The sequence below is a fragment of the Nocardia sp. NPDC050412 genome, from assembly GCF_044458825.1.
Taxonomy (GTDB): domain Bacteria; phylum Actinomycetota; class Actinomycetes; order Mycobacteriales; family Mycobacteriaceae; genus Nocardia.
Window position 1 is genome coordinate 366,182 of record NZ_JBITIJ010000001.1, and the last position, 26,847, is coordinate 393,028.

26 protein-coding genes and 4 tRNA genes are annotated in these 26,847 nt (G+C 65.4%); 20 read left to right on the forward strand and 10 right to left on the reverse strand.

Features of this window, described 5'->3' with window-relative positions; genetic code table 11:
- Position 1 precedes the first annotated feature (1 nt).
- The 5 genes from ACIBI6_RS01705 to ACIBI6_RS01725 all read right to left on the reverse strand — a co-directional run bounded on the left by ACIBI6_RS01705 (position 2) and on the right by ACIBI6_RS01725 (position 5,015).
- Positions 2–1,219: a sigma factor-like helix-turn-helix DNA-binding protein gene (locus tag ACIBI6_RS01705; protein WP_396955010.1), complete on the reverse strand. Its 1,218-nt coding sequence runs from the start codon at positions 1,217–1,219 to the stop codon at positions 2–4.
- A gap of 233 nt (positions 1,220–1,452) precedes the next feature.
- Entirely contained in the window at positions 1,453–2,160 is a 708-nt protein-coding gene (locus tag ACIBI6_RS01710) for an alpha/beta hydrolase (RefSeq protein WP_364339969.1), read from the reverse strand.
- Between the two features lie 35 nt (positions 2,161–2,195).
- A complete protein-coding gene (locus tag ACIBI6_RS01715) occupies positions 2,196–3,161 on the reverse strand; it encodes an alpha/beta hydrolase (protein WP_364339971.1) in 966 nt (321 codons plus the stop codon).
- A 27-nt stretch (positions 3,162–3,188) separates the two neighbouring features.
- The gene (locus ACIBI6_RS01720; protein WP_364339973.1) at positions 3,189–3,911 is read right to left on the reverse strand and encodes an alpha/beta hydrolase; all 723 of its coding nucleotides are present in this window, start codon (positions 3,909–3,911) and stop codon (positions 3,189–3,191) included.
- Positions 3,912–4,004: 93 nt separating this feature from the next.
- Positions 4,005–5,015, reverse strand: a complete 1,011-nt coding sequence (locus ACIBI6_RS01725; protein WP_364339975.1) for a GlxA family transcriptional regulator — start codon at positions 5,013–5,015, stop codon at positions 4,005–4,007.
- A 78-nt stretch (positions 5,016–5,093) separates the two neighbouring features.
- On the opposite strand from ACIBI6_RS01725, the gene ACIBI6_RS01730 reads away from it, so the two are divergent.
- Positions 5,094–5,705 carry a TetR/AcrR family transcriptional regulator gene (locus ACIBI6_RS01730; RefSeq protein ID WP_396955011.1) on the forward strand — a complete coding sequence of 204 codons (612 nt, stop codon included), beginning with the start codon at positions 5,094–5,096 and terminating at the stop codon, positions 5,703–5,705.
- Positions 5,706–5,906: 201 nt separating this feature from the next.
- Positions 5,907–6,581: a phosphodiesterase gene (locus tag ACIBI6_RS01735; RefSeq protein WP_364339979.1), complete on the forward strand. Its 675-nt coding sequence runs from the start codon at positions 5,907–5,909 to the stop codon at positions 6,579–6,581.
- A gap of 52 nt (positions 6,582–6,633) precedes the next feature.
- On the opposite strand, the gene ACIBI6_RS01740 is transcribed toward ACIBI6_RS01735, so the two are convergent.
- The 3 genes from ACIBI6_RS01740 to ACIBI6_RS01750 form a co-directional block, all read right to left on the reverse strand.
- Positions 6,634–6,708 (reverse strand) — tRNA-Val (locus tag ACIBI6_RS01740).
- A gap of 1 nt (position 6,709) precedes the next feature.
- Positions 6,710–6,780, reverse strand: a tRNA-Cys gene (locus ACIBI6_RS01745).
- A gap of 44 nt (positions 6,781–6,824) precedes the next feature.
- Positions 6,825–6,897: transfer RNA gene (locus ACIBI6_RS01750), tRNA-Gly, on the reverse strand.
- A 447-nt stretch (positions 6,898–7,344) separates the two neighbouring features.
- Here ACIBI6_RS01750 and ACIBI6_RS01755 point away from each other — a divergent pair.
- The 14 genes from ACIBI6_RS01755 to ACIBI6_RS01820 all read left to right on the forward strand — a co-directional run bounded on the left by ACIBI6_RS01755 (position 7,345) and on the right by ACIBI6_RS01820 (position 22,921).
- Positions 7,345–7,416: transfer RNA gene (locus ACIBI6_RS01755), tRNA-Val, on the forward strand.
- Between the two features lie 355 nt (positions 7,417–7,771).
- On the forward strand, positions 7,772–10,036 hold the full coding sequence (locus ACIBI6_RS01760; protein ID WP_396955012.1) for a SulP family inorganic anion transporter: 2,265 nt from the start codon (positions 7,772–7,774) through the stop codon (positions 10,034–10,036).
- A gap of 280 nt (positions 10,037–10,316) precedes the next feature.
- Positions 10,317–12,572, forward strand: a complete 2,256-nt coding sequence (locus tag ACIBI6_RS01765) for a solute carrier family 23 protein (RefSeq protein WP_396955013.1) — start codon at positions 10,317–10,319, stop codon at positions 12,570–12,572.
- A gap of 70 nt (positions 12,573–12,642) precedes the next feature.
- Positions 12,643–13,068 (forward strand): TIGR02611 family protein, encoded by a 426-nt coding sequence (locus ACIBI6_RS01770; RefSeq protein ID WP_396955014.1) that lies wholly within the window; start codon positions 12,643–12,645, stop codon positions 13,066–13,068.
- Positions 13,065–13,736: a (2Fe-2S)-binding protein gene (locus ACIBI6_RS01775; RefSeq protein WP_396955015.1), complete on the forward strand. Its 672-nt coding sequence runs from the start codon at positions 13,065–13,067 to the stop codon at positions 13,734–13,736. Before ACIBI6_RS01770 ends, ACIBI6_RS01775 begins: the two co-directional genes overlap by 4 nt.
- 296 nt (positions 13,737–14,032) lie before the next feature.
- The gene (thrS, locus tag ACIBI6_RS01780) at positions 14,033–16,084 is read left to right on the forward strand and encodes a threonine--tRNA ligase (RefSeq protein ID WP_364339989.1); all 2,052 of its coding nucleotides are present in this window, start codon (positions 14,033–14,035) and stop codon (positions 16,082–16,084) included.
- 71 nt (positions 16,085–16,155) lie between these two features.
- The gene (locus tag ACIBI6_RS01785) at positions 16,156–16,755 is read left to right on the forward strand and encodes an HIT domain-containing protein (protein WP_364339991.1); all 600 of its coding nucleotides are present in this window, start codon (positions 16,156–16,158) and stop codon (positions 16,753–16,755) included.
- Position 16,756: 1 nt separating this feature from the next.
- On the forward strand, positions 16,757–17,440 hold the full coding sequence (gene pgsA, locus ACIBI6_RS01790; protein ID WP_364339993.1) for a phosphatidylinositol phosphate synthase: 684 nt from the start codon (positions 16,757–16,759) through the stop codon (positions 17,438–17,440).
- Between the two features lie 76 nt (positions 17,441–17,516).
- Positions 17,517–18,515, forward strand: coding sequence for a phosphatidylinositol mannoside acyltransferase (locus ACIBI6_RS01795; RefSeq protein ID WP_396955016.1), 999 nt, complete (start codon positions 17,517–17,519; stop codon positions 18,513–18,515).
- The gene (locus ACIBI6_RS01800) at positions 18,512–19,636 is read left to right on the forward strand and encodes a glycosyltransferase family 4 protein (protein ID WP_364339997.1); all 1,125 of its coding nucleotides are present in this window, start codon (positions 18,512–18,514) and stop codon (positions 19,634–19,636) included. The genes ACIBI6_RS01795 and ACIBI6_RS01800 overlap by 4 nt, the downstream gene beginning before the upstream one ends.
- 28 nt (positions 19,637–19,664) lie before the next feature.
- A complete protein-coding gene (locus ACIBI6_RS01805; protein WP_364340700.1) occupies positions 19,665–20,708 on the forward strand; it encodes an NUDIX domain-containing protein in 1,044 nt (347 codons plus the stop codon).
- Positions 20,709–20,899: 191 nt separating this feature from the next.
- On the forward strand, positions 20,900–21,073 hold the full coding sequence (locus ACIBI6_RS01810) for a hypothetical protein (protein WP_364339999.1): 174 nt from the start codon (positions 20,900–20,902) through the stop codon (positions 21,071–21,073).
- 218 nt (positions 21,074–21,291) lie between these two features.
- Positions 21,292–22,194 carry a pyridoxal 5'-phosphate synthase lyase subunit PdxS gene (pdxS, locus tag ACIBI6_RS01815; protein ID WP_040692437.1) on the forward strand — a complete coding sequence of 301 codons (903 nt, stop codon included), beginning with the start codon at positions 21,292–21,294 and terminating at the stop codon, positions 22,192–22,194.
- A gap of 232 nt (positions 22,195–22,426) precedes the next feature.
- Positions 22,427–22,921, forward strand: coding sequence for a hypothetical protein (locus ACIBI6_RS01820; RefSeq protein ID WP_364340001.1), 495 nt, complete (start codon positions 22,427–22,429; stop codon positions 22,919–22,921).
- 288 nt (positions 22,922–23,209) lie between these two features.
- On the opposite strand, the gene ACIBI6_RS01825 is transcribed toward ACIBI6_RS01820, so the two are convergent.
- Positions 23,210–23,836: a hypothetical protein gene (locus ACIBI6_RS01825; RefSeq protein ID WP_364340003.1), complete on the reverse strand. Its 627-nt coding sequence runs from the start codon at positions 23,834–23,836 to the stop codon at positions 23,210–23,212.
- 110 nt (positions 23,837–23,946) lie between these two features.
- Between ACIBI6_RS01825 and ACIBI6_RS01830 the strand changes: the two genes are divergently transcribed.
- Together ACIBI6_RS01830 and ACIBI6_RS01835 are read left to right on the forward strand one after the other, a co-directional pair.
- Positions 23,947–24,768, forward strand: coding sequence for an acyl-CoA thioesterase II (locus ACIBI6_RS01830; RefSeq protein WP_364340005.1), 822 nt, complete (start codon positions 23,947–23,949; stop codon positions 24,766–24,768).
- A gap of 139 nt (positions 24,769–24,907) precedes the next feature.
- A complete protein-coding gene (locus ACIBI6_RS01835) occupies positions 24,908–25,144 on the forward strand; it encodes a hypothetical protein (RefSeq protein ID WP_364340007.1) in 237 nt (78 codons plus the stop codon).
- Here the strand turns inward: ACIBI6_RS01835 and ACIBI6_RS01840 are convergent.
- Positions 25,134–25,322 carry a hypothetical protein gene (locus tag ACIBI6_RS01840; protein WP_396955017.1) on the reverse strand — a complete coding sequence of 63 codons (189 nt, stop codon included), beginning with the start codon at positions 25,320–25,322 and terminating at the stop codon, positions 25,134–25,136. The genes ACIBI6_RS01835 and ACIBI6_RS01840 overlap by 11 nt on opposite strands.
- A gap of 26 nt (positions 25,323–25,348) precedes the next feature.
- On the opposite strand from ACIBI6_RS01840, the gene pdxT reads away from it, so the two are divergent.
- Both pdxT and ACIBI6_RS01850 read left to right on the forward strand, forming a co-directional pair.
- Positions 25,349–25,999: a pyridoxal 5'-phosphate synthase glutaminase subunit PdxT gene (gene pdxT, locus ACIBI6_RS01845; protein WP_364340009.1), complete on the forward strand. Its 651-nt coding sequence runs from the start codon at positions 25,349–25,351 to the stop codon at positions 25,997–25,999.
- Positions 26,000–26,112: 113 nt separating this feature from the next.
- Positions 26,113–26,847, forward strand: a 735-nt coding sequence (locus ACIBI6_RS01850) for a YebC/PmpR family DNA-binding transcriptional regulator (RefSeq protein WP_396955018.1), incomplete at its 3' end; no start/stop codon positions are given.

Below are 26,847 nucleotides of genomic sequence, written 5' to 3' on the forward strand. Positions count from 1 at the left end.
TTCAGTTCGGGTGAGTGCCGCTCAAGCGGAATGGCGCACGGTCCCAACGCCATTCGTTGCGCAGCACCACCGCGATCAGGTCGAGCAGATCCAGCTCGACCTCGGCGCGCAACTGTCGCAGCGCGGACCAATCCACCGGTCCGCGCTCGACCTGCTCGCGCAGCCGACTTTCGGACTGCGCAGCTACCTTGCGCCGCAATAGATCTGGAATCCCGACCTTGCTGCCGGTCCACACCAGCCAGCCCCAGCCGTTGGCATGCGCATGGGCGCGACCTGCCGCCGACTTGATCCGATTGATATGGAAGCCGACGTGTCCAAGCGGTTCGACATCGATCAGGACCACGCGGCCATCGGCAAGTCGTGCGACGATGGTGGGGTAGTAGATCCGGTCCGCGCCGTCTACCTCGTAGGCGACCGCACTCGGTTGCTCCTGGAACGTCTCGACCAGATCGCTGACATTCACCGTCCGCAGCAGCCGGGCCTCCAGACCGGAATCGAACCCGATATCACGTCCGACCTTGTCGAGATAGAACCGCCCGCGTCCTTCGTCATCGCCGTCCACTGTCCGCGCCGAGGCGAGCGGCAGGGGAGCGGGGCCCGGTGCGGCGGCGGGCCAATCGACCTGTCCCAGCCATGAATTCAGCTCACTTGTCGCCAGCGGCTCGTGCAGTTTCGCCAACCGCCGGTTCGTCTTCTTCTGCCATGCCATGATCCGCTGCATGACGTATCCGGCGACCCGCTTGGCATCCTCGCCCGCATGCCCTGCCAACCGCAACTTCAGGTAAGCCAACTCATTGGCGGCCAGATCGGTATCGGTCGCGTAGGTCTCCACCAACAGCGCCCGCACCAACTGCTGATCCCGTGTCCCTACCGGATACCGCGCCCCGAAGACCTCGGCCGCTCGATGTCCACTCAACTGCGCTTCCCGCAGAATCTGCGCCACCGCCCGGGTATGCAACTGTCGAACCCGATCCCGCGACAGATCGAATCGAGCACCGATCCGCGCCAACGTCTCCGGTGCCTGCCCATTCACCCCCAGCCGAAACCCCACGATTTCGGCATCGCGCCGCTTGCGGTCACCGCGCATGTCGATCAATTCCCCCAGAAGTTCGTTGATCTCCTCGAGATCGAACGACACGTCCGCGGCGATATCGTCGAGCACCTCGGGATCGGCATCGTCAGCGGCGCGATCGCGCCCATCGGGCTCGTTTGCCGTCACCTGCACCCCTGACCACGACTCGGCTCCACTCGACATGTGCGCCAAAGCCTAATGCCGACCACCGACAACCCGGCCCATCCCACCGACGGCCGCCGAATCGGGCCCATATGAGTCCGCCGGCTCGAGGCGTCATCGACATCCGCCCCGCCGCCGAACCCAGCCTCCCGAAACCACACCGACCTGACCCCGGCTCACGCCGCAATTCCCCGCGGCGCGAGCCGGTTCGAGACGAGCTAGCGCTCGACCGCCCCGACGATCAGGTCGGTGACCGCCTGCGGCTCGGATACCGAGACCGCATGCGAGGCGGAGATTTCGACGGTGCCGGCACCGGCGCGTTCGGCCATGAACCGCTGCACCTCGATGGGGATGTTCTTATCGTCGGTGGTCAGTAATGCGAACGCGGACACCGACTTCCATGCGGCCGCGGAAGCAGTCTCCTGCAGCGCGGCAAGGGCGACCGGCCGCTGTGTCGCGGCCATCAGCTCAGCCGTTTCCGCCGGAACGTCGGCGGCGAACTGCCGGTGGAACTCCTCGTGGCGGATATAGAGTTCGGTTCCCGTGCTCCCGTCGGGCAGGGGGTAGCTCGCCGGACGGGTGGCCGCCCCCAAGGTGGAGCCGGGGAACTTGTCGGTCAGCTCCAGCGCGCTCTCGTTCTCGTCTGGAATGAACGCGGCAATATAAACCAATGCGGTGACATCGGCCTTCCCCTCGGCCGCCACGGTGATGACACTGCCACCGTACGAGTGTCCGACGAGCACACATGGGCCCCCGATGCCGTCGACGACCGACGCGATGTAAGCCGCGTCACTGTCGAGGCCGCGCAGCGGATTTGCGGCGGCGATGACGGAATGTCCTTGTGCGCGTAGGCGTTCGATGACGCCGTTCCAACTGGAGGAATCGGCGAACGCGCCGTGGACGAGCACGATGGTTGGAGCGGTCATAGATTTCTCCTGATCTGTTTGCGGACGAGGTGCGATCACACTGTGTGCAGGGCGGCCTTCAGCGTCGCAACCGCCTGTGCGACAGCGGCTTTGGCGGCGTGGGTATCGTGCATCGCGTTCACCATGACGAAGTCGTGGATGATCCCGCCGTAGCGCGCCTGCGTCACCGGCACGCCCGCCGCGCGTAGCTTGCCGGCGAAGGCTTCGCCCTCATCGCGCAACACATCTGCCTCGGCGGTGATGACCAGTGCGGGCGGCAGTCCGCTCAACTGCTCGGTGCTGGCCCGCAGCGGCGACACGGTGATCTGCGCACGGTCTTCCGCGCTGGTGGTGTACTGATCCCAGAACCATTGCATCCCTGCGCGAGTCAGGAAGTAGCCCTCGGCGAACTGCTGGTACGAACCGGTGTCGAAGTTGGCGTCGGTCACCGGGTAGAACAGCACCTGCTGCGCGAACGAGAGGTCGCCGCGCTCCTTCGCCATGAGCGTCAGCGCGATGGCCATATTGCCGCCGACCGAATCACCCGCGACCGCGATCCGAGACGCGTCGAGACCGTGCTCGGCGCCGTCGGTCGTAACCCACTGGGCGACCCGGTAGGACTGCTCGTTGGCCACCGGGTACCGCGCCTCCGGCGACCGGTCGTATTCGGGAAAGACAACGGCCGCGCGTACCCCGACGGCGAGATCGCGCACGAGCCGGTCATGGGTGTGTGCGTTGCCGAACACCCAACCGGCGCCATGGGTGTAGATGATCACCGGCAATACCTCGGTGACACCTTGCGGCTTGACGATGCGCGCCCGCACCGCCCCCGTCGGACCGCCCTCGACCGTGACCCACTGCTCATCGATCTCCGGCTTGAAAATCGCCGCGTCCTGCACCGAATCCACCGCCTTGCGTCCCTCTTCCGGGGCGAGCTGGTAGAGGAACGGTGGTTGCGAGGTAGCGTCGACGAACTCCTGCGCCGCCTGCTCGAGCGAGATACCCAACGGGTTACCTGACATGGTGGTGCCTTTCTCTTGTGTTGTGGATCAGGACAATTCGGTGATCGCGTCGGTGATGACGGACGCGACCCGGTCCGGATGGGTCTGCATCACCAGGTGCGGTGCGTCGATCTCGACCACCGCCCGCAGCCCGGCCCGTCGATAGCCGTAACGCTCGACATCCGGATTGATGGTGCGGTCGGAGCTGGACACAATTCCCCAGGCCGGCTTGGTCTTCCAGGCTGCGGCTGTGGCGGCCTCACCGAACGCGGTTGCCGACAGCGGCCGTTGTGACACCGCCAGCACCCGCGCCTTCGCGGCGTCGACTCCAGCTGCGAAAATAGCTGGGAACGCGTCGATTTCGACGGACACATCGGTTCCGGTGGTCTCGCCGTCGACCGGATACGAGGTGTAGACCAGATGTGCCGCCAGCTCGGAATCCGGGAACCGGCCCTGCAATTGGCCAAGGCTCTCGCCCTCCTCCAGCGCGTAACCGGAGACATAGACGAGGCCGACGACATTCTCGGCAACGCCGGCGACGGTGATGACCGCGCCGCCGTAGGAATGCCCGGCCAACAACACCGGACCGTCGATCTGTTCGACGACCGCCCGGATGTAGGCGGCGTCGCCGGACAGACTGCGATTGAACACCGGCGGTGCAGCGACCCGGTGGCCCTTGTCGAGCAGCCGCTGGGTGACCGGCGACCAACTCGACGCATCGGCGAAGGCGCCGTGCACGAGTACAACGGTTGGGGTTGACGCGGGGGACATCGCGGTCCTTTCTCGATCTGGCGCTGTGTCCAAAGCAGTTTCCGCTGCCTCCTGTCGCCCGCGCCCCCCTTTACCGGCCGGAAATGCCCCCGATCAGGACACGGCCGCCGCGAACTCGGTGCCTATGGTCGATCCGGTTGTCCGGAAACGCTGCTGATACTTGCGCGGCGAAATGCCGAGCCGCGCCACGAACGCCCGCCGCAATGCCTCGCTATTGCCGTATCCGGCGGCCATCGCCGCCTCGGTCACGCTGTGTCCAGCGTGCAGCATATCTCTGGCAACCCCGAACCGAATGAACGCGACATACTCCCCGGGCGAACGTTCGAGCTCCGTGCGGAACAGCCGGGTCAGGTGCCGGACGCTGATGCGCGCGTGCGCGGCGAGGCTCTGCACGGTATGCGGGTACGCGGGGTCCGCGCAGATCAGGTCAACGACTCCGCGCAGCAGCGGACTGCGTGGCGCGGGCCCGCTCAGTGATGCCGAGAACTGCGACTGTCCACCGGCACGTTGCATGTACACCACCAGTGACTGTGCCACCCTTCGGGCGACATCGGCACCATGATCCTCCTCGACCAGCGCCAGCGCGAGATCCACACCGGCCGCGACACCGGCCGAACTGTAGAGGTTGCCGTCACGCACGAAAATCGCATCCGGTTCCACCAGCGCCGCCGGAAACCGGCGCGCCAGGTCGGCCGTGAACTTCCAATGGGTCGTCGCCCGCCTACCGTCGAGCAGTCCGAGCTGGGCTAGGACGAACGCGCCACTGCAGATCGACGCAATCCGCCGGGTATGCGACGACAGGTACCGCGCCGCCGCCAGCATCTCGGGAGTCACGAATTTTTCCACGGGCAACTCGCTGCCCGGAATCACCACTGTGTCGAAGCGACCCGCCTCGGCCGCTGCGCAGCTCACCTGCGTGCGCGCGCCGATCGAGGTGTGCACGTCCTTGCCGTCGGCCGAAACGAGTACCACCTCATAGCCCGCCACCGACTGGTTCGCCTCCACGAATACCTCTGCGGGACCGACGAAGTCGAGCATCTTGACACCGTCGAAAACCAGCACACCGACTCGCCTGCGGGCCGTACCGCCGAATTTTACGGACATGTCAACCAGTATTATGGAGGTACGCCTCCAGAACAAGTGAGGTGCTCGACATCACGACCCGGTTGGTACGGTGAGCGCATGGGACGGCCGCGACAGTTCGATGAATCGAACCTGCTCGATGCCGCGACGGAACTGTTCTGGTCGAAGGGGTTCGACGAGACGTCGGTGGAGGACGTATCCCGCGCGACCGGTGTCGGGAACGGCAGCATCTACGCCGCCTTCGGCAATAAACGCGGCCTGTTCCTCACTGCCTTCGAGCGCTATTGCGAACGCCGGGCTCGTTTCGTCCGCGAGGTCGTCACATCCGCGTCCGGCTCACCGCGCGCCGCCGTCCGGGCCCTGTTCCAAGCGGTCATCGACGACTGTGCCGCCCGGCCCGACCGCCGCGGTTGCCTGATGATCAACAGCATCGCCCAACTCGGCACCCGCATTCCCGAAGTCGCCATCATCGGCACCCACACCACCGCTGCCATGGAAGAAGGCGTAGCCGACCGCCTACGAACCTCCCTGCCCGATAGCGCCCCCGCCGACCCCGCCATTGTCTCGGCTCTCAGCGCCCACATCATCGTCATCTCCCAGGGCCTGATCCAACTGAGCCGCTTAGGAATCCCCACCTCCCGCCTACGGGAAATCGCCGACATATCCAGCGCAACCCTGCCATCCCCGTGGGCTGACCAACTGGTCCATTGACATCGGCAGGACCTGCGCTCATGCGTGCAGGGAGCCACTGAGGTCGCGTGGCTCGTTGTCATCGGTCATGCGTCGTTCGGCGGCGCGCCATCGAAGGTGGTTCCGGACCGTGCCATCGCGGACTCGGGAGCGCCTACCGTTTATCCGGCTACGCGCGGGGCAACCGGGTAACGAAACGTCGTCTACCTCGGAGGACTCGCCATGGTCGATCTATCTGCCACAGTCGTGCGAAGCGCGTTCGCAGCCGGCGCCAGACTCCGGCATGCGCGGGTCTTCCATCCTGACGGACTGCACCTGTCGGGTCGGCTGCACGCCGAATACGAGTTCGAGAACCTGTTCGGTAGCGGTGAACGGGCCGTCATTGCCCGCCTGTCGAAGGGCACCGGGCTGCCGGGGGCCGTACCGGATGTGCTCGGGTTCGCCTTTCGCGTGCTGGATCGCGACGACAAGCCATGGGACTTCGCCCTTGCGACCACGGGCCGCGGCATAATCGGTCGGTTCGTGATCACCGTCGCTACCGGCTGGGCCCGCGCCAGGTACGGCGGCCTGATGCCGTACCGTTTCGGCAATTCGATGCCTACCTGGGTATTCGCCGAACCTGATGCGGCACAACCGAAATCCGCCTCCATCGAAGCACTCGAAGAATATCTGCGCGAGCACGAGGTGCATTTCGATCTGATCGGCAGCGCCATCGGCGGCCGGACCCGCAAACTCGCCGAGATCAACCTGCGCCTGGCCGAGGGCGAGCAGCGGACCGACTACTTCGACCCGATGATCAATCATCCCGCCGAGGTCGAGATGGTCCCGAAGGTAATCCGGCAACTTCGCGAGTTCGCGTACTCGGGTAGCCGCCAGGGGCGTGGTGAGGCGCCGTGAGGCACAAACAAAGTCAGCCCCGGTAAGAACCGGGGCTGACCTGGTAAAACGGTGGTGCGCGATACTGGGATTGAACCAGTGACCTCTTCCGTGTCAGGGAAGCGCTCTCCCGCTGAGCTAATCGCGCGAGGTGGAGACGGGAATCGAACCCGTGTGCACGGCTTTGCAGGCCGTTGCCTCACCACTCGGCCACTCCACCGTGCGAAGGGGGAAGGCTTTACTATTGCCTGGCCCTACTCCTCGAGCGGATGACGGGATTCGAACCCGCGACCCTCACCTTGGCAAGGTGATGCGCTACCAGCTGCGCTACATCCGCATTTGCATCTCCGGGGGCTTGCGGCCCGCCGTGGTGCGAGACAGAACATTAGCCGACGTTCGGCGCAACCTACAAATCCGCTGGTAGAGAGGCCTGAAGTTGAATTACATCGGTGTTGTTCGCGAGGTGCGATAAGGCGCATCGCGGGGCGAAGGTGTCGGATAGGGGGGCGCACCTTCGTTTGCGCCACATCCGGACCGCCATGGGGCGGGAACGTAGGCAAGCGGCATCGCGGTCGATGGGGTGATCCATGGCTACCCACCCGATGTGACCCCTCCGGGAGCTGCTGCACTACTTCGCAATTCACGAGTCCGCACCAATGTCAGTCGCAAAGCTCGACGGCCGATCATCGCTGTCGGGGTGGCGATTTGGTGGGACGCCGGTAGTGCGTGCTAAGGTTCCATCTCGTTCGAACGGCTGCTCTGCCGCCGCTCGAGCGCCGAGTTCGGTCCCATAGCTCAGCGGGAGAGCGTCCGCCTCACACGCGGAAGGTCGCTGGTTCGAAACCAGCTGGGACCACCCATTCGATCAGGGTCGGTGCGCCAAGGGTGCCCGGCCTTATTTCTTATCGGCGCAGTGCCCGCCACGTCTCCGCTCCGGGAATCGGAATCCTCTTGCCTGCTGTGACTTGGGTCACATTTTGATAGCAGTAGACCACATCCGCACCATAAACCTTTCCATGTGCTTTGCGAAGTCTTTACTATTGCGCCTGACCTTCGTGCCATGGGGTCACTGCTCCACGAAGTTGCTCCGTGCGGAGCACACGTAGCACCCAGCGTTCTCCAGAAAGCTTCGCCCGCCGCTCGCTTTCGATGCCAGTACATGTTCGACCGATGAACCGATCGGCTTCACGCCGTTTCGGCGAAGGAGAATAATGTCCACCGACACCGATCCCGCACCACGGACGTCGCCGCTTCGCGCAAGTCTTCCAGCAAGCCTTGCCGCCGTCGGCCGCCATGACCTACCCGCTTCAGTCGTGGTTTTCCTTGTCGCACTACCACTTTCGCTCGGTATCGCGGTCGCCTCCGGCGCGCCGGTCGCCGCGGGCCTCATTGCCGCCGTAGTCGGCGGTGTCGTCGCCGGGCTACTTGGCGGCTCGGCTGTGCAGGTCAGCGGGCCGACGGCGAGTCTTGCCGTCGTCGTCGCCGAGAGCGTGCACCAATTCGGCTGGGCCGCTACCTGTTTCATCACCATTGGTGCGGGCCTATTGCAGATCCTGTTCGGACTCAGTCGCGTTGCGCGCGGCGCACTCGCCATCGCACCAGTGGTGGTCCATGCGATGCTGGCCGGTATCGGCGTCATCATCGCGCTGCAACAGGTCCATATTCTGCTCGGCGGCAATTCGCTGAGTTCCTCGTTCGCCAGCCTCACTCAGCTACCGCATCAGTTGATGTCGGTCCATCGCGGCGATCTGTTCGTCGGCCTGGTGGTTATCGTCATCCTGACCGGCTGGAAGTTCCTCCCGCGCTCCATCCGGGTCGTACCGGGGCCGCTCGTCGCCGTGCTGGTCGCCACGTTCCTGTCGCTGGTGGGGCCGACTCATGTCGAGCGCGTCGTGCTGAACGGGTCGCTGCTCGATTCCATCGGTTTGCCCGCGATCCCGTCCGGCAGTTGGTTCGCCGTCGCGATGGCGATGGTGACGATCGCGCTGATCGCCAGCGTTGAGAGCCTGCTCTCGGCGGTCGCGGTGGACAAGACGCGGCCCGACCATCGAACCAATTTCGATCGCGAACTGATCGGGCAGGGCTCGGCCAATGTGGTGTCGGGTCTGCTCGGTGGTCTGCCGATTGCGGCAGTGATCGTTCGCAGCATTACCAATGCCCATGCCGGCGCGCGTACCAGGGCCGCGACGGTACTGCACGGCGTGTGGATCCTGCTGTTCGCGGTCGCGCTGGCCGGGCTGGTGCAGCAGATTCCCAAGGCGGCGCTCGCGGGGCTGCTCATCCTCATCGGCGTGCAACTGGTCAAGCTGGCCCATATCCGGTTGGCCCGGCGCAACGGCGACCTGTTCGTCTACGTGGTCACGGTGCTGGGTGTGGTGTTCCTGAATCTGTTGCAGGGCATGGTGATCGGTCTCGTACTTGCCTTCGGCCTGCTGCTGTGGCGCGTGGTGCGGGTGACCATCCACGCCGAACCGGTGGTCGACGCCCACCGCTGGCTGGTCACCATCGATGGCACCTGCACCTTCCTCGCGCTGCCCAAGCTGACCGCGGAACTGGCGAAGGTCCCCGCGGACGTCGACGTGACCATCGAGATGACGGTCGACTTCCTCGACCACGCCTCCTATGAGCTGATCACCGACTGGGCCGGTCTGCGTGAAGTCGCGGGTGGCGCAGTCGATTTCGTCGAAATCGGTAGCGCGCGTATGGCGACCGCGGTTGCGGGTCCGCCCGAGCGTGGGCGCTCGCGTCAGGTTATCGATGAGGTCATCGGACCGTGGCGGCGGACGGGTAATCGGGCCGATCCGATCGCGGCCGGTATCGCCGCCTATCACCGCGGCCACGCCCATCTGATGCGTCCCCATTTGCATGGATTGCGCAACCGGCCCGACGCTGACACCTTCTTCCTGACCTGTGCTGATGCCCGCATCGTGCCGAATGTCATCACCAATAGCGGGCCGGGGGATCTGTTCACCGTTCGCAATGTGGGCAATCTGGTCCCGGCCGGCGGCAGTGATGTCTCGGTGGAGGCCGCGCTGGTCTATGCGCTGGAGAAGCTGGATGTGCGGGCGGTGGTGGTCTGCGGGCACTCCGGTTGCGGCGCGATGGACGCACTGCATCAAGCGGTGCACACGGGACCGGGGCTCGGCGACTGGCTCGCCTACGCGCGGCCGAGCCTGGACCGGTTCCGGCTCGGACATCCGGTCGCCGATGCCGCGGCATTCGCCGGATTCGGCCCGGTCGACCAGCTCGGCATGGTGAATGTGGCGGTGCAACTGGAACGGCTGCATGCCCATCCCGTGGTCCGGCGGGCGATGGAGGAGCGGGGCGTGGCGGTCTCCGGACTGTTCTTCGATCTCGCGACCGCCCGGGTCATCGAGGTGACCATGGACGGCATCGCCGAGTTCGACGACGAGCTGACGGTCGAGGCGTTCGATGGGTTGGTCGATGTGCGGGGCGTGGCTGCCGAGCCCGTCTAGTCGCGTGCTGTCGGGCCGAATGATGTGGCCCGACAGGACAACTCGGCACGGATGTGTCGCGTTTCACACCGATTCGGAGGTATGGATTCGAGCATTTTTCGCCAAGTTCTCAGGCTTTGCTAAGTCTTTACCAATAGCCTTGATGCGATTTACCTCTCGACCCATCGCTGTGTCGGGAACTGCTTCACCGCGATATGCCGGTTCGCGGTCTGTGCCCTGCTGGACATTTTGATCGTCAACCGACCTCGGCGTTCGCGCCGAGTCGGCGAAGGAGAAGTCAATGGCTATTGATAGCGCTGTAGCCGCACCACCGTTACCGCCCGCTGAACAGGGCAAGGGCCATCGCAGTTCCGAACCTCTGTCGGATCGTCTGACGTCGATCCTGCGCCACGATCTGCCGTCCTCTATCGTGGTCTTCCTGGTCGCGTTGCCGCTGTCCCTCGGCATCGCCGTCGCCTCCGGCGCGCCCGTCGCCGCCGGGCTCATCGCCGCCGTCATCGGCGGCATCGTCGCGGGCACGCTCGGCGGTTCGATGCTGCAGGTCAGCGGACCCGCCGCGGGTCTGACCGTTGTTGTCGCCGAATCCATCAACCAATTCGGCTGGCGGACAACCACGTTCATTGTCGTCGCGGCCGGTGTGCTGCAAATCCTATTCGGGCTCAGCCGGATTGCGCGGGCCGCGTTGGCCGTCGCGCCGGTGGTGGTGCACGCGATGCTCGCGGGCATCGGCATAACCATTGCGCTGCAACAGGTTCACGTGCTGCTCGGTGGGTCCTCGCATAGTTCCGCCTGGAACAACATCACCCAGTTGCCGTCGCAACTGTTGTCGCTGCACGGCGATGACGCAATCATCGGCGCGGTGGTCATCGCGATCATGCTCGGCTGGCGCCGGGTGCCCGCCAAGGTGCGGGTGGTGCCGGGACCGCTGGTGGCGGTCTTGGTCGGCACGGTGTTGTCGCTGGTGCTGCCCTTCGAGGCCGAGCGAATCGTGTTGAACGGCTCGCTGTTCGACGCCATCGGACTGCCGCAGCTCCCCAGCGGCAACTGGTCCGCGGTGGCGCTGATGATTCTGACCGTCGCGCTCATCGCCAGCGTCGAGAGTCTGCTATCGGCGGTGGCCGTGGACAAGATGCATACCGGTAAGCGCACCAATTTCGACCGTGAGCTGATCGGTCAGGGCTCGGCCAATGTGCTCTCGGGTCTACTAGGCGGTCTGCCGGTTACCGGCGTGATCGTGCGCAGTGCCACCAATGTGCAGGCGGGTGCCCGCAGCCGCGCTTCGGCGATACTGCACGGCTGTTGGATTCTGCTGTTCTCGGTAGTCCTGGCCGGGGTGGTGCAGCAGATTCCGAAGTCCGCGCTCGCTGGTCTGCTGATCGTCATCGGTATTCAGCTGGTGAAGCTGGCCCACATCAAGATGGCCAGGCGCACCGGCGATCTGCTCATCTATGCCGTCACCATCGTCAGCGTGGTCTTCCTTAATCTGCTGGAAGGCGTAATCATCGGTCTGGCACTGGCTTTCGGTCTGCTGCTGTGGCGCGTCGTGCGAGTTGCCGTGGCGGCCACGCAGATTCCCGGTTCGCAGCGCTGGCTGCTGACCATCGACGGCTCCTGCACCTTCCTCGCGCTGCCGAAGCTGTCCGCGGAATTCGCGAAAGTGCCCGCAGGCGTGGACGTCACCGTCGAGATGACGGTCGACTTCCTCGACCATGCCGCCTTCGAAGCCATCGAAGACTGGGTGCGGCAGCAGGAAAGCACCGGCGGCGCAGTCGATTTCGTGGAAATCGGCAGTGCGCGGATGGCGCACGCGACCGCGGGTCCGCCCGCCCGCGGATTCGGGCGTGCGGTGCTCGACGAGATCCTCGGCCCGTGGCGCGGTGACGACGCGAATGCCGACCGGGTGACCTCGGGTGTCGCCGCCTACCATCGCAGCCACGCCCATGTGGTGCGGCCGCATCTGGACGAACTGCGTGACCGTCAGGATCCCGATACCTTCTTCCTGACCTGCGCGGACTCCCGAGTGGTTCCGAACGTCATCACCAACAGCGGACCCGGTGACATGTTCACGGTGCGCAATGTGGGCAATCTGGTGCCGGACAGCGGAGACGCGTCGGTGGAGGCCGCACTGGTCTTCGCGCTGAACGAATTGAATGTGCGGTCCATCGTCGTGTGCGGGCATTCGTCGTGCGGAGCGATGAAGGCGCTGCATTCCGGCGCCGACACTGGACCGGGTATCGAACCCTGGCTCGCCCATGCCCATCCGAGCCTGGAGCAGTTCCAGTTCGGGCACCCGGTGGCACAGGCGGCCGCGGCCGCTGGATTCGGCGAGGTCGACCAGCTGAGCATGGTGAATGTGGCCGTGCAGTTGGAGACGCTGCACCGGCATCCCGCGGTGCGCGCGGCGATGGCCGAGCGTGATGTGACGGTATCGGGCCTGTTCTTCGATATCGCCAGCGCGCGTGTTATCGAGGTGACCGTGAACGGCGTCGCCCATATCGACGACAACGGCGCGCGGGTCACGCCGGAACTCGTCTGAGTCGATGACAGCTGGATCCGTCCGACCTCGCTCGGGCGGATCCACGCATGTCGCTCGTAGGCTGGTGGAGATGAGTGTCGAGTTGGAATCAGAACCCGCGCGCACCGGATGGCGCGCCTTCCGCACCCGGCTGGCCGCGCGACCTACGCTGAACCTCGCCTACCGGATCGGGGTCGCGATGGTCGGTATCGCGGTGCTCGCAATCGGAATCCTGGCGATTCCCTATCCCGGGCCCGGCTGGGCGATCGTATTCGCCGGACTTGGCATTCTCGCCACCGAATTCGCCTGGGCGCGCCGGGTGCTCGGCTGGCTGCGTGACAAGTATCGGCAGGGTATGGCGTGGTACTCCGCACGAGGGCCGGCCATGCGGGTGTTCGCGGCGGTGGCGACCTTCGCGTTGGTCCTCGCGACACTATGGGTATTGGGAACATTCGGGTTGGTCGGCGGCTGGATCGGAGTCGAATGGCAGTGGTTGCGCAGTCCCCTGCAGTGGTGAACACGGTCCCCGGCCGAACCCTGACCGAACCGGACTGGCTGTCGGCGCGCATCGCGGAAATGGGCCGCTCCTGGGGTACCGCCGAACCCCGCGTCTCCGGCACGCTCTGGTGGTGCATGGTCGCATCGGCACTGGTCGAACAGCTCGCCTGCGCCTACGCGAACGACAAACCAGCGCCTGAGCCGTTCTTGGACCGCCTCGACTGCGAGGTCCGTCCGGACGGCGGCATAGAACGCATCCGCATTCACTCCGTCGCAGGTCAAGGTCTCGGGGCCGCGCCGGGGGACTGCGGCGCACCGCATGAGACCGACGCCGCCCTGGGCCATGCCTGCGCGAAGGCGTTGCAGGAGACCTTGGCGGCCGTGATCGGCCCTGTAGCGGCGGTCTCGGGTGCGGGAGTGCCGTCACTCTGGGCGATTGCCGCCGATGCCATCGGGAATCGGGCCCTGGATGCGGGGCAGCCCGAAGCTGGGGCGCGGCTTGCGAGCGAAGTCGGAGGGAAACTTCCGGTACCGCGGTTCGTGGATGTCGACGGGCGGACCTTTGTCCGCCGGATCTCGTGCTGCCTGGTCTTCGAGGTGCCCAGCTGCGAAATGTGCACCAGTTGCCCGAAGCGGCCCGCCGCCGAACGCAAGCTGCTCCTGGCTCGGCTCGCCGCTGAAAGCTGATCGCTCGCCCAGGCGTCGGATCCGAACACGTTCGGGCGCGTCGAGCCGCCGGGCTTACCGCATCGAACCGGCGGCGGTCATGTGACGGAACCGAATGCTCGATGTCACGTTCGGGTCTCGCGCAACGGCGCCGGCCGGCCCACGACGTGGCGATCCGAGTCCATCGACGCGGGGCCGCCATGGTGCCGATAGCATGGTCGCGCCGGAGCAATTTCGCCTCCGACGATGACCTGTGGGCGACCGCCCGCACCAGCGCGGGAACACGCCCGCCAGCGAACGCCAAGGAGTCTCTCGCCGTGACCACCTCAGCACCTATCAGCCCTGTCGCCCTCGTTCGGGTGCCGGCCGGGACGACGGCGGGTGCCGCGGTGCGCGAGGCGGGGCTGCCGACGAAGGGGCCGGACACCATCGTCGTGGTGCGCGATGCGGAGGGGCTCAAGGATCTGTCCTGGTCCCCGGACACCGATGTCGAGGTCGAGCCGGTCGCCGCCAATACCGAGGACGGGCGCAGCGTGATCCGGCATTCGGCCGCGCATGTGCTGGCCCAGGCCGTACAGCAGGAGTTCCCGGAGGCCAAGCTCGGCATCGGTCCGCCCATCAAGGACGGCTTCTACTACGACTTCCAGGTCGACCGGCCGTTCACCCCCGAGGATCTGGCCAAGCTGGAATCCCGGATGAAGAAGATAGTCAAAGGCGCGCAGCGGTTTTCGCGCCGGGTGGTGGAGGTCGACGACGCGCGCGTCGAACTGGCCAAGGAGCCGTTCAAACTCGAGCTGATCGGTGATAAGTCCGGTATCGACGATCCGGAGGTCATGGAGGTCGGCGGTAAAGAGCTGACCATCTACGACAACCTGGACCCCCGCACCGGCGAAAAGGTCTGGGGCGATCTGTGTCGCGGCCCGCACATACCGACCACCAAATTCATTCCCGCCTTCAAGCTGACCCGCAGCTCCGCCGCCTACTGGCGCGGTGACCAGAACCGCGAGGATCTGCAGCGCATCTACGGCACCGCGTGGGAATCGCAGGAGGCTCTCGACGAGCATCTGCACCTGCTCGAGGAGGCAGAGCGCCGCGACCACCGCAAACTCGGTCTGGAGCTGGACCTGTTCAGCTTCCCGGACGAACTCGGCTCCGGCCTGCCGGTCTTCCATCCCAAGGGCGGCATCATCCGCAAGGAGCTCGAGGAGTACTCGCGCCGTCGCCACGTCGCCGCGGGCTATGAATTCGTCAATACGCCGCACATCACCAAGGGACATCTGTTCGAGGTCTCCGGTCACCTGGACTGGTACAAGGACGGCATGTTCCCGGCCATGCACCTGGACGCCGAACTCAACGAGGACGGCACCGTCCGCAAGCCCGGCCAGGACTACTACGTCAAGCCGATGAACTGCCCGATGCACAACCTGATCTTCCGCTCGCGCGGCCGGTCTTATCGGGAACTGCCGCTGCGGATGTTCGAATTCGGCTCGGTCTACCGCTACGAGAAGTCCGGTGTCGTGCACGGTCTGACCCGGGTGCGCGGTATGACCCAGGACGACGCGCACATCTACTGCACCAAGGAGCAGATGCACGCCGAGCTGACCAGCACGCTGCAATTCGTGCTCGGCCTGCTCGCCGACTACGGCCTCGACGACTTCTACCTCGAGCTGTCCACCAAGGATCCGAAGAAGTTCGTCGGCTCCGACGAGATCTGGGACGAGGCCACCGAAACCCTCGCCGAGGTGGCCGAGGCTTCCGGACTCGAGCTGGTCCCGGATCCGGGTGGCGCCGCCTTCTACGGTCCGAAGATCTCCGTGCAGGCCAAGGATGCGCTCGGTCGCACCTGGCAGATGTCGACCATCCAGCTCGACTTCAACCTGCCCGAGCGCTTCAACCTGGAATACACCGCCTCCGACGGCACCAAGCAGCGGCCGGTAATGATCCACCGCGCCCTGTTCGGTTCCATCGAGCGCTTCTTCGGCGTGCTCACCGAGCATTACGCGGGCGCCTTCCCGGCCTGGCTCTCGCCGGTCCAGGTGGTGGGCATCCCGGTTGCGGAAACCTTTGCGCCGCATCTGGATTCGGTGATCGAACAGCTGCGGGACGCGGGCATTCGCGCGCAGGTCGATCGCAGCGACGACCGGATGCAGAAGAAGATCTTCAACAACACCGCGCAGAAGATCCCCTTCATGTTGCTCGCCGGTGAGCGCGATGTGAACGCGGGTGCGGTCAGCTTCCGCTTCCGCGACGGCACCCAGGTCAACGGCGTGCCGGTCGCCGCCGCGGTGGCCACGATCGTGGAATGGATCGCGAACCGGGAGAACGCCTCGCCGACCGCCGAGGGTTTTGTGGTGAAGGGCACGGTATGAGTGGTCAGGGCCCGGAGGAAGAAGCTTGCGTAACCACGGAGGGGCCCCGCTCAAACCAGAACGGACAGAGCATGACTGAGCGCACGGCGCCGGACGGGCTCGCGGATTTGAACGCGGACTCGGACGAGCACGGGAGCATCGTGGATAGCGGGGCAGGGGAGCCGGATCGGTTGCAGCGGTTGTGGACTCCGTACCGGATGTCCTATATCGCAGAGGCGGCCACGTCCAATCCGAAAGACACCACGGGCCATCCGTTCACGGATATTCCGAAGATGACGGATGAGGACGGATTGGTCATCGCTCGTGGCGAACACGTCTACGCGGTACTGAATCTCTATCCGTACAACCCGGGGCACATGATGGTCGTGCCCTACCGTAAGGTGGCCAACCTCGAGGATCTGACGCTCGAGGAGAGCGCCGAACTGATGTCTTTCACCCAGCAAGCGATTCGGGTGATGAAGCGGGTCTCGCGGCCGCACGGTTTCAATGTCGGTCTGAATCTCGGTGGGGTGGCCGGTGGCTCACTCGCCGATCACCTGCATCAGCACATCGTGCCGCGCTGGGGCGGGGACGCCAACTTCATCACCATCGTCGGCGGTGTGAAGGTCATGCCGCAGTTGTTGCGGGAAACTCGGGCGCTGCTTTCGGCGGCGTGGAAGGAAGTCGAGTAGGGTGCTCAGCTTCTTCGGCCGCGAGACGTTCTCCAAAGCGACTGCGCCGCTGGGCAGAGCGCTTGTCAGTACCGGACTCACTCCCGACGCGATCACGGTGATCGGCACCGTCGCCTCGATCACGGCCGCGGTCACCTTGTTCCCGACCGGACATCTGTTCTGGGGAACCATGGTGATCTGGCTGTTCGTCATGTTCGACATGCTCGACGGCGCCATGGCCAGAGCCCGTGGCGGCGGCACGAAATACGGTGCGGTACTGGATGCCACCTGCGACCGGGTCGCCGACGGCGCTATTTTCGCCGGGTTGGCCTGGTGGGCGGTGTATCACGAGAACAGTAAGCCGCTGTTCCTGGCGACCCTGGTGGTTCTGGTTACCTCCCAGGTGATTTCGTACGCGAAGGCGCGCGCCGAGGCGAGTGGCCTATCCGCGGACGGTGGACTCATCGAGCGGCCGGATCGGCTGATCATCGTTTTGGTCGGCGCCGGGCTCACCGGTATCGGTGGGTATTGGGGGATCGAATGGCTGACCTGGGCCGTACACGTGGCGATGTGGATTCTGGCGGTGTTGAGCATTATCACGGTATTCCAGCGGGTGCTGGCGGTCCGGAATTCGCCGGGCGCGCGGGACGTGATTCCGCCCGCGCCGCCACAGAATCCGGCGGACGCGACGGAGTTGCCCTCGTGAGCGAGCGCCAGCGAATGCACCATCAACACAGTGCGCTCTCGCGCACGACGGAGCCGAAAGCCAGCGAGGCGCGGTCGTGAGTTCCGAGTCCGAAGGCGTCGGCTCACGGATCAAGTCCGGACTGACGGATTGGGCGTATGCGGCGGGTTGGCGGGTGGTGCGCGCGCTGCCCGAGTCGACGGCGCGGCGGGCCTTCGATTGGGGCGGTAATCGGGTCGCGGACAAGGCGAATCGCGCATTCCGTGCCGGTGGCGGGCCCAATCAGTTGCGGCGCAATCTCGCTCGCGTGCTCAGTGTGAGCCCGGCCGAGGTGCCCGACGAACTCATCCGCGCGAGCATGCGGTCCTACGCCCGCTACTGGCGCGAAGCCTTCCGACTGCCGACGATGGACCACTCCTCATTGACCGGTTCGCCGGTGGCGGGCGTGGAGAATCTGGATGCCGCACTGGCGCGGGGACGTGGTGTAGTGCTGGCGCTGCCGCACTCCGGGAACTGGGATGCGGCCGGGGTCTGGTTGGTCAACCACAGCGGTACCCTCGCGACCGTCGCTGAACGGCTGAAGCCGGAATCGCTGTTCGAGCGGTTTGTTGCCTACCGGGAGAGCCTCGGGTTCGAGGTATTCCCGCTGACCGGTGGTGAGCAGCCGCCGTTCACCGCGCTGGCCGCCCGCCTGCGCGCGAACAATGTCGTATGCCTGATGGGTGAGCGGGACCTGACCGGTAAGGGCGTCCCGGTGACCATGTACGGCGAGCGCACTTGGCTGCCCGCGGGCGCGGCGAAGCTGGCCATCGAGACCGGCGCGGCGCTGATTCCGGTGCACCTCTGGTTCACCGTCGATGCCGATGGTCGCGAAGGATGGGGAATGAAGACCGAAACGCCGCTGGATGTTTCGGGCGGCGTTGCGGCGGCCACCCAGGCGCTGGCCGACCGGTTCGCGGCCAATATCGCCGAGCACCCGGCCGATTGGCATATGTTGCAGCCACAATGGGAGCAGGACCTTTCGGCGCAGCGGCGGGCCAGGATCGCCGCGGCACAAGCCGGGATGGAAAGCGCCAAAGGGGAGAAGACACCATGAAAATCGGCATGGTCTGCCCCTATTCGTTCGATGTCCCCGGTGGTGTGCAGGCCCATGTCGTGGAATTGGCGCGGGTATTCATCGAACGCGGCCACAAGGTGAGCGTGCTCGCGCCCGCATCGGAGGACACGCCGCTGCCGGATTTCGTGGTGTCAGCCGGTCGTGCGGTGGCGATTCCGTACAACGGTTCGGTGGCCCGGTTGTCCTTCGGCCCCATGGCCTACACTAGGATTCGGCGTTGGATCGACGGCAACGACTTCGATGTACTGCACATCCACGAACCGAATGCGCCGAGCCTGTCCATGCTCGCGCTGAAGATCGCCGAGGGGCCGATCGTCGCGACCTTCCACACCTCGACCACGAAATCGTTGGTGCTGAGCACTTTTCAGGGTGTGCTGCGTCCCTATCACGAGAAGATCAGCGGCCGGATCGCGGTCTCCGAGTTGGCGCGGCGCTGGCAGGTGGAGGCGCTCGGTTCGGATGCGGTGGAGATCCCCAACGGTGTCGATGTGCCCGCGTTCGCGCGGGCCCCGATGCTGCCCGGATATCCGCGCGCGGGCGGGACGGTGCTGTTCCTCGGTCGCTATGACGAACCACGCAAGGGGATGGAAGTCCTGCTCGGCGCGCTGCCCGAATTGGTGCGCAGACACTCGGATGTCGAGATCCTCATCGTCGGGCGCGGTGACGAGGACCGACTGCGCCGCGAGGCCGGGCCGCTCGCCCGCCACCTGCGCTTCCTCGGCCAGGTATCGGACGAGGACAAGGCCTCGGCAATGCGCAGCGCGGATGTGTACGTCGCGCCGAATCTCGGTGGGGAGAGCTTCGGCATCATTCTGATCGAGGCGATGGCGGCCGGAACTGCCGTGGTGGCAAGCGAATTGGATGCCTTCCGTCGAGTATTGCGCGATGGCACCGCGGGAATGCTTGTCCCGGTGGGGGATTCGACTCTGCTCGCCGCGGCGCTGGATACCCTGCTCACCGATGATGTGCGCCGCGAAGCCCTGATCCATACCGCCAACCAAGTGGTCAGCGAATACGACTGGCCCGTGGTCGCCGAACAGATCCTGCGGGTCTACGAAACCGTCACGGTGGGGGATACGCGCGTGCGGGCCGCCGGATGATCGATTGCACGGTGAGGGCCGCTCCATGATTACGTTCTCCGCCACAACGGTTCTCGTACTCGCGCTCATCGCGGCGGTGGTCGTGGCGATCGGTCTGTGGGCTGCCTCGACGGCGAACCGGCTCGACCGGCTGCACGTGCGGTCGGATCAGTCCTGGCAGGCCCTCGACGGTGCACTGGCGCGGCGGGCGGTGGTGGCCAGGTCGGTCGCCGTGGCCATAGCGGGCCCGAGCGCCGATTCCGCGCTGGTCGAGCAGGCCAAACGGCTGACCGCACTTGCCGATCGGGCCGAGCGTGCGGGCCGCGCCGACCGCGAAACCATCGAAAATCAGCTTTCCGCAGCACTTTCCACGGTCGATATCGCCCAGTTGCGCCCACAGCAGGTCGCCGAACTCGCCGATGCCGAGGCCCGGGTGCTCATCGCGCGCCGCTTCCACAACGACGCGGTCCGCGACACCCTCGCCCTGCGCACCCGCCGCCCGGTACGCATCTTGCACCTGGGCGGCACCGCGCCGCTCCCGACGTACTTCGAGATCAGCGAACGCGCCACCCCGGCGGCCTCGACCGGCTTGGCTGTCGATACGGTGCGCACCTCGGCGCGTGTAGTGCTGCTCGACGAACAGGACCGCGTGCTGCTCATGCGCGGCAACGACCCGAAAACCCCCGACGTCTTCTTCTGGTTCACGATCGGCGGCGGTGTGGAACCGGGGGAAACCCTGCGCAGTGCCGCGGTGCGCGAGCTCTGGGAGGAGACTGGATATACCGCGGATCCGACCAGTCTGCGCGGTCCCATCTGGCGGCGGGTCGCGGTATTTCCGTTCGACGGTGAACTTATCCGCGCCGAGGAGCTGTTCTTCGCCCTGCGCGTCCCCGCCTTCGACCCCGAACCGGGCAATCTGACCGCGGTCGAGCGGCGCAGCATTACCGACAACAAGTGGTGCACCGGGGCGGATATCGTCGCCTTGGATCACACCGGCGAGACCGTCTATCCGTACCACTTGGACCAGCTGCTTCCCGAAGCTGCCGCAGCTGCGCTGGCCGATTCCGATCCTCAGGTGCGGTCTATCCGGTGATCGGGGATTGCCCCGAGCGCCCATTCCTGCCTCGACTGCGCGGCTTCCCGCCGCATCGGCGCGAGCACCGGGCTCGGGTCGGTTACCGCCGCCGGTGCGCGATCAGCGTGCGCGCCTGGATCTTTCGGCTGTGATGTGTTTCACGATCGTGATAGCGTCGCGACTGGATTGCTGCCGCATGGGTAGTGCTGGTGGGGGAGCGCTACCGGAAGTTCTGGTGGTACTTCCACTGCAGTGAGATGGTCCGTTGGCGTGTGGAAGGTATGCAGTACATGTCCTACCTGTTGTTCGATTTCTTATTGCCGTTGTTGGGTTCTGATGCCGCGGGGTATTGGGCCCAGTTGCTGGTAGTCGGCCCGCTGTAGTTCTTGTCGGGTGTTCGTCCGGGGCGGCGCAATACTTGCGTCGGCCCGACGGATCCGTCTCGTGACGGGTCCAGTGGCTGCGGGCCGGACGTAGACTCGCTGGTCGGGGCAAGGCCAGTGCTGTCCAACTGGCTATCAAGTGGCCTGATCGGCCCGCCTAGAATCGGTGGCGTTAGTTCCAAGCGACCCGATTGGCGCACATGACTCAGGAGTTTGCCGTGACCACGCCCGAGACCACCAACACCATCGGCACCGCCCGCGTGAAGCGCGGGATGGCCGAGATGCTCAAGGGCGGGGTGATCATGGATGTCGTCACCCCCGAGCAGGCCAAAATCGCCGAGGACGCCGGCGCGGTCGCGGTGATGGCCCTGGAGCGTGTTCCGGCCGATATCCGCGCACAGGGCGGCGTCTCCCGGATGAGCGATCCGGACATGATCGACGGCATCATCTCCGCCGTCTCCATTCCGGTCATGGCCAAGGCGCGTATCGGCCACTTCGTGGAGGCGCAGATCCTGCAGAGCCTCGGCGTCGACTACATCGACGAATCCGAGGTGCTGACCCCCGCCGACTACGCCAACCACATCGATAAGTGGAACTTCACCGTGCCGTTCGTGTGCGGTGCCACCAACCTGGGCGAGGCGCTGCGCCGGATCACCGAGGGTGCGGCCATGATTCGCTCGAAGGGTGAGGCCGGCACTGGCGACGTCTCCAATGCCACCACCCACATGCGCAAGATTCGCGCCGAGATCCGCAAGCTGTCGTCGCTGCCGGAGGACGAGCTGTTCGTCGCCGCCAAGGAGCTGCAGGCGCCGTACGAGCTGGTGCGGGAGGTCGCCCAGACCGGCAAGCTGCCGGTGGTGCTGTTCACCGCGGGCGGCATCGCCACCCCCGCCGACGCCGCGATGATGATGCAGCTCGGCGCCGAGGGTGTCTTCGTCGGCTCGGGCATCTTCAAGTCCGGCAATCCGGCCGAACGCGCCGCCGCCATTGTCAAGGCGACCACCTTCTACGACGACCCGGATGTGCTGGCGAAGGTTTCGCGCGGTCTGGGCGAAGCCATGGTCGGCATCAATGTCGAGGAGCTGCCGGTCGATCACCGGCTGGCCGAGCGCGGTTGGTGATCGACCGCTGAATCGAATCGACGCCCGCGGCACCGGGATTGCTTGATCCACTGCCGCGGGCGTTGCGCGTTCTGTGCGATGGAGGAGAAGCTGTTGCGGCCCTCACAGTTGTCTTATGCCCGCCACAGAGCTGGTGGCTAGCTTCGGAATTCGGTGTACGTCGACGGCCGTGCGGGCAGTTCGCGCGGCACCGCCAGGGTCACGGACTGTCCGAACGGCAAAGGATGATCAGTTGAAGCTTCGTAAGACCGGACGTATCGCGATCGCGGGTCTGGCCGCCGTGGCCGCGCTCAGCCTGTCGGCGTGTGGCAGCGATGACTCGAAGACCGCGACCACGCCGACCAAATCCTCGACCAGCGTCACGAGGTCGAATGCGAACGTCCCGCCGACCCCGAGCGTCGCCGATCTCAACGCTCAGTTGCTCCGTGCGCTGGACCCGTCGGTACCGAGTTCGGAAAAGCTGGATCTGGTGCAAGGCGCGACCGCGGATCCGGAACTGCCGAACCGCTTGGCGCAGGCCTACCAGCAGGCGGGCGCCAAAGCCGAGGTCATCGAGGTGAGCGCCTTCGGCGACGCACTCAATGCCAAGTCGAAGTTCACCATCAACGGCCAGGAGAACATCGTCGATGTGCCCTTCGTAGCCGAGGATGGTAAGTGGAAGGTCGAAAAGAGTTGGGCCTGCACCATGTTGACCAATCTCGGTCAGCAGTCGACGGCCTGCGGTTAGTCCCTGATCCCGGCCGCGGGTGGGTTCGGCCGGGGGAGTAGGTGATTCGAGGCGGTGAGCATCCTGCTCACCGCCTCACTGCGTCTTCCATCGCGAATATTCCCACTCTTCCTAGGGTTTCGCGCCCCTTACGGGCTCCCGCAGGGGAACGGATCCCCAGAAGGGAATCGACTCCTGGTGCACAGACATATTGATACGTAGATATGCGCATCTAATTATGGATAGCGGAAATGTCTGTCACCGAACAAAATTGCAAGGAGGGGCGGCCAGTGTTCTGGGATCGTACGACTACCGACGAGTGGTGTCGTCTATTCGGAGTGCCGGACGATCCGGGTGGTCCCAGCGGATGAAAAAGCTTGGGATGCTGGGGTTGTCGCGGTCGTGGCGGAGGAGGGCGGGGATGGTCCACCGGTCATCGGGTGGGGTGCGGCGGTGTAGGGCCGGTTGGGACATGTCGAGGTGGACGGTCAGATCGAAGTCGAGGCCGCGGCCCAACAGCATGGGGCCCGCGACGAACAGGACGGTGTCAGGGGCGGCAGTGCGGATGGGGGAGCGGGCCGAGCGGTCGCGTGCCTCGTCCCATAGTGCCGGGAGCCAACGGGTGTCGTGGCGTAGCGCTCGGATGACTTCGCGGTCGAGTGCGGCGTAATCGAACCAGGCAGTGCGATAAGACATTTCGTCGGTGCGGCCGAATTCCATGCGGAGCGAGGCGGGGCGGATGTAATCGTGCAGCGCGACGACCTCGGCGGTGCGTCCGGTGTCACGCAGTGCGGTGGCGATTCGGTCCGCGATCGTGACGGGTTCGGCGGCGTCGGCACCGTCGATGGCGATCAGCACCCGCCCGCCCAGCTCGCGGATACGGTCGACGACGAGTTCGACGAGGCCGTCCAGGGTGATCGGATCGAAATGCGGCACCGATCCATTCCATCAAACGATGCTGTCGAACCCCGTTCTGGGCGGCGGACACGGACATTGCCGAGAGGTCACCGACAGGCCGCATCAGCGCTCGGGATAATCTCGGCCTCATGGCGACAATCGAAGAGGCGCTTGAGATCGAGCGGCTCGAGCGGGACATCTTCCGTGGCGCGTCCACCAAGACCCAGCTCGTGCGCACATTCGGCGGACAGGTTGCCGGCCAGGCGCTGGTGTCGGCGGTGCGGACGGTGGAGCCGCGGTTCCAGGTGCATTCGCTGCACGGATACTTCTTGCGGCCGGGCAATCCGGAAGAGCGGACCGTGTACCTCGTGGAGCGCATCCGCGACGGCCGGTCCTTCTGCACCCGCCGGGTCACCGGCGTACAGGACGGCGCCGCGATATTCACCATGTCGGCGTCGTTCCATGTCGGTGACTCGGGTCCGGAACATCAGGACGAGATGCCGCAGGTGCAGGGGCCGGATGAGCTTCCCGATGCCAGCACCACGATGAGTCCCGAGCGACTGTGGGCGATGCGCGAATGGGAGCACTGGGATATCCGCACCGTGCCCCAGGATGTGGTGACCCGCCGTGACGGCGTCGTCTCCCCGCAGCAGGTGTGGTTCCGCTACCGGCATCCGCTGCCCGACGACCCGGTCGTGCACGTGTGCACCCTCGCCTACATGAGCGATATGACCCTGCTCGGCTCCTCCAAGGTCACTCACCCCGATGAGCCGACCCAGAACGCCTCGCTCGATCACGCCATGTGGTTCCTGCGCCCGTTCCGTGCCGACGAGTGGCTGCTCTACGACCAGTCCTCGCCGTCCGCGGGCTTCGGTCGTGCACTGACCGGCGGCAAGATTTTCAACCGCGCGGGCGAGTTGGTTGCCGCGGTTGTGCAAGAGGGCTTGATTCGCACCTTACGCGGGGAGTGAGCGCCGAAACGCTCAGTTTTCCCAGTGTCGGGAAATGCCGAACGGTCTGTATTTTGCTCGGGCGGCTCGTAGACTGCCGCGCAAAGAAGTCGCCGACCAGGAACGACGGTTTCAATGCGTCAAGAATGGAGGCAGGAATGTGGCTGTCGGGAGCTTTTCCTACCAGAACGGATCTGGCTATTCGGACCGGATCGATAATCCGGACGAGTACCGGACCTACAACATAGCCATCGGCCGGGGAGCGGCGGACAACCAGACGAATGCGACGGTCTGGCTGTACGCCAGGACGGACGGTCAAGGGGATTCGATCTACCTCGATCCGGGTGCCAGCACCTACGTGAGCTCCGGCTACCAGAGCTGCAAATTCACCAGCTGACCGGCCGGATGCGCCTCGGTCGGGCGCTGGCCACATGGATGTACGGGTGGCACGCCACGGTTTCGGTCATCCGACGTAGTTCGCGTTCGAGTTCGTCGCTGACTGGGCAGCGCCCGGACTCAATGCCGGTCTGCGCGATGGTGAATGCGACGCCGATTACCACCGTGAGCAGGGCCACAGTAGCGCGCCTCGTAAGCTCATGGCGTGAACGCATCGGTCGCCTCGCCCGCAACGGGCGCGCAGCGCAGTCCCGACCGGCCCACCATCGGCGTGCTGGCCTTGCAGGGTGACGTGCGCGAACATGTCGCCGCACTCGCGGAATGCGGTGCGCAACCGGTGCTGGTGCGTCGCATCTCCGAGCTGGCCGCGGTGGATGCGCTGGTGCTGCCCGGTGGCGAATCGACCGCGATCAGCAAGCTGCTGGAGGTCTTCGAACTCCTCGAACCGGTGCGCGCGCGACTGCGGGAAGGTATGCCCGCCTTCGGATCCTGCGCCGGGATGATCCTGCTCGCCTCCGAAGTGCTCGACACCCGCCCGGATGCCAAGCATCTGTCCGGTATCGATATGACGGTGCGGCGCAATGCATTCGGACGTCAGGTCGATTCGTTCGAGACCGATCTGGACTTCGCCGGGCTGACCGACGGCCCGGTGCGCGCGGTGTTCATCCGGGCGCCGTGGGTGGAGCGGGTGGGCGCGGGTGTCGAGGTGCTTGCGACGGTTCCCAGTGGCCCGGCCGCCGGGCGCATTGTCGCAGTGCGACAGGGAAAGGTAGTCGCGACGTCGTTCCATCCGGAGGTCACCGGCGATTTGCGGGTGCACCAGATGTTCGTCGATCTGGTTCGCGACGTCCAGTAGTCGCCCATAGGAACTCGCCGTAACCGGACGAGTAGGCTGAGAGAGTTGTCTACCCGGCCGGTGCGGGTACCGTGCGCACGATCAAACGTGCTGTCGACTGGAGGAAGTAGGGAATGAGCGGCCACTCCAAATGGGCCACCACCAAGCACAAGAAGGCGGGGATCGACGCGAAGCGCGGCAAGCTCTTCGCCAAGTTGATCAAGAACATCGAGGTGGCGGCCCGCACTGGTGGCAGTGACCCCGCGGGAAATCCGACGCTGTACGACGCCATCCAGAAGGCGAAGAAGTCGTCGGTTCCGAACGACAACATCGAGCGTGCTCGCAAGCGCGGCGGCGGTGAAGAGGCCGGCGGCGCCGACTGGCAGACCATCATGTACGAGGGCTACGGCCCCAATGGTGTCGCGGTGCTGATCGAATGCCTCACCGACAACCGCAACCGCGCCGCTGGCGAGGTGCGCGTGGCGATGACTCGCAATGGCGGCAATATGGCCGATCCGGGTTCGGTTTCCTATCTGTTCCACCGCAAGGGCATCGTGACCCTGGAGAAGAACGGGCTGTCCGAGGACGACGTGCTGGTGGCCGTGCTCGACGCTGGCGCCGAGGAGGTCAACGACCTCGGTGAGTCCTTCGAGGTCATCAGTGAGCCATCGGATTTGTTCCCGGTGCGCAAGGCGCTGCAGGATGCCGGAATCGATTACGACTCCGCCGAATCCGGCTTCCAGCCGTCGGTATCGGTCGCCGTCGACGTCGATGGCGCGCGCAAGGTATTCAAGTTGGTCGACGCGCTCGAGGACAGCGACGACGTACAGAACGTCTACACCAACGTAGACATCTCCGACGAGGTCGGC